Source organism: Rhodococcus sp. O3, from assembly GCF_048897285.1.
Taxonomy (GTDB): domain Bacteria; phylum Actinomycetota; class Actinomycetes; order Mycobacteriales; family Mycobacteriaceae; genus Rhodococcus.
On the sequence record NZ_JBMBTE010000267.1, the window covers coordinates 1 to 2,474 of the forward strand.

At 71.5% G+C, this 2,474-nt stretch carries 2 protein-coding genes and 1 pseudogene; all 3 read right to left on the reverse strand.

What is annotated here, in order from left to right:
• Positions 1-260: copper transporter (locus ACN675_RS28715; RefSeq protein ID WP_420754048.1), on the reverse strand; the 260-nt coding region annotated here is incomplete at its 3' end.
• Positions 257-1,441 (reverse strand): putative cytokinetic ring protein SteA, encoded by a 1,185-nt coding sequence (gene steA, locus ACN675_RS28720; protein WP_197251819.1) that lies wholly within the window; start codon positions 1,439-1,441, stop codon positions 257-259. The genes steA and ACN675_RS28715, both read right to left, overlap by 4 nt.
• Positions 1,442-1,561: 120 nt before the next feature.
• A pseudogene (locus ACN675_RS28725) lies at positions 1,562-2,474 on the reverse strand (DNA repair protein RecN); the annotation flags it as partial.

Consider the following 2,474-nt stretch of genomic DNA (forward strand, 5'->3'; position numbering starts at 1 on the left):
AGCACCGTGCGGCCCGCGAGCGTGTCGCGCACGACCCGCCCGGCGACCGCGGCGTCGAACCCGTCCGCGGCGTTGAGCCGCTCGGTGAGCACACTGTTGCGGTCCTGTTCGGCCTGCAGCTCGTCGCGCATCCGGGCCTTGTCGTCGCGCAGCCCGGACACCAGGCTGCTCGACAGCAGCCCGGAGCCGAGCACGATCCCCACCGCCAGTGCCAGGAAGATCGCCGCGATGGACACGGCGTGCTGGCGCAGAGAGATCACGCGCGCAGCCCCCGCACCCACTCGACGAGGTCGTCCCACAGCTGCACCGCCCAGTCGACGACCTCGCCGCCGAGGTTCGAGACGATGAGCGCGGCGATCACGGCGATCAGCGCGGCGAACACGAGCAGGGCGATCACGCCGCCGGAGACCCGGCTGCGGTAGAGCGTGGCGACGGCCTTCGCGTCGACCAGTTTCGGCCCGACCTTCAGGCGGGTCATGAACGCCGACGGGTTGGTGTCCCGGCGTCCCTGGTCGAAGAACTCGTCGAGGGAGACGGTGCTGCCGACGGTGACGATCAGCGCGGCACCGTGGTGGTCGGCGAGCAGCAGCGCCAGATCGGCCGGGGCGCCGGCCGCCGGGAACGTCATGGCGCCGATCCCGAGGTCCTGGATGCGTTCGAGGCCCGGGGCGTGCCCGTCCGGGTCGGCGGGCAGCACGACCTCGGCGCCGGACTTGAGGGTCTCGGTGCCGATCTGCTCGGGATCACCCACGATGAGGTCGGGCCGGTAGCCGGCCTTGGTGAGGGTGTCCGCGCCGGCGCCGACACCGATGAGGATCGGCGAGTACTCCTTGATGAACGGCTTGAGGTCCTTGAGGTCCTGCACGTGATCGGGCCCGTCCGCGACGACCACGACGTGCCGGTCCTGCAGGTCCACGTCGATGTCGGGCACCCCGACGCCGTCGATGAGCAGCGGGCTCTCCGACCGGATGAATTCGATGGTGTTGCCGGAGAAGGCTTCGAGATGGTCGACGAGTCCGGTCTTCGCCTCGATCATGCGATCGGAGATCTCCGCCTCGGTCTGCTCCTCACCCTGGATGAGCAGCCGTTCCCCGGCGTAGACCCCGCCCTCGTACAGCCGGATCTTCGCGCCGTCCTTGACCTTCTTGAACAGCTCGGTGCCGGTGTTGTCCACCAGCGCGACCCCGCTGGCGACGAGCACCTCCGGGCCGAGGTTCGGGTAACGGCCGGTGATCGACGGCGACGCGTTGACCACGGCCGTGACCCCCGCCTCGACGAGGGCGTCGGCGGTGACGCGGTCCAGATCGACCGCGTCGAGGACGACGATGTCGCCGGGACCGACCCGGCGCAGCAGCTTCGCGGTGTTCTTGTCGACCCGGGCAATGCCGCTCACTCCGGGCAACGTTTCGTTATTGCGTGACAGCAGAGCCGGCATCTTCATGGCATCGATGATGAACCCGGGTCGCGGCACGGTAACGGAGGCGCGCCGAACGGACGACACGCGAGCCGCGGTTACGGACCGCTCGGCACGATCCGGCCCGCCTCGGTCGTTCGGCCCGAATCAGCTCTGCCGTTCGGCGTGGGCCATCGCCAGCAGTTCCTCGGCGTGCGCCCGGCCGGTCTCGGTGTCGTCCAGACCCGCCAGCATCCGCGCCAGCTCGGCGACCCGTTCGGTCTCGTCGAGGGTGCGCACCCCGCTGCTGACCACCCCACCGGCGTCGTCGACCTTGTCGACGACCAGGTGCGTGTCGGCGAACGCCGCGACCTGCGGCAGGTGGGTGACGACGATGACCTGGTGGGTGCGCGACAGCCGGGCCAGCCGCCGCCCGATCTCGACCGCGGCCCGGCCCCCGACCCCGGCGTCCACCTCGTCGAACACCATGGTGGCGCCGCGTTCGGAGGCGGCGAGCACCACCTCGAGCGCGAGCATCACCCGGGACAGTTCGCCGCCGGATGCGCTGCGCGCCAACGGAAGCGACTGGGCGCCGCTGTGCGCGGCGAGCCGGAATTCGACCTCGTCGGTCCCCGATTCCCCGGCGTGCAGGACCCGGTCCCCGATCGTCAGCGGCGCCGCGTCCTTCTCGGCGGCCTCCCGGTCACGGACCTGCACGTCCAGGGTCGCCCGGCCCATGGCGAGGCCGGACAGTTCCTTGCTGACGGCCTTCGCGAGCCGGGCCGCGGCCTTGTGCCGGGCCGCGGACAGGGCCTGCGCGGCCTCCACGGTCGCGGCGCCGGCGGACTCGACGGTCGCGGCGAGTTCGGCCAGCGCGTCGGCGGACACGTCGATCTTCGACAGCCGGGCTCGGGCCTCCTCGGCCCAGGCGAGCACCCCGTCGGTGTCGGCGGCGTACTTGCGGGTCAGGGCCTTGAGTTCGGATTGGCGGTTGAGCAGGGTGTCGAGGGCGCCGGGATCGGACGGCAGGTCGGCGAGGTAACCGGACAGGTCGCCGGCGACGTCGGTGACCACCGCCATC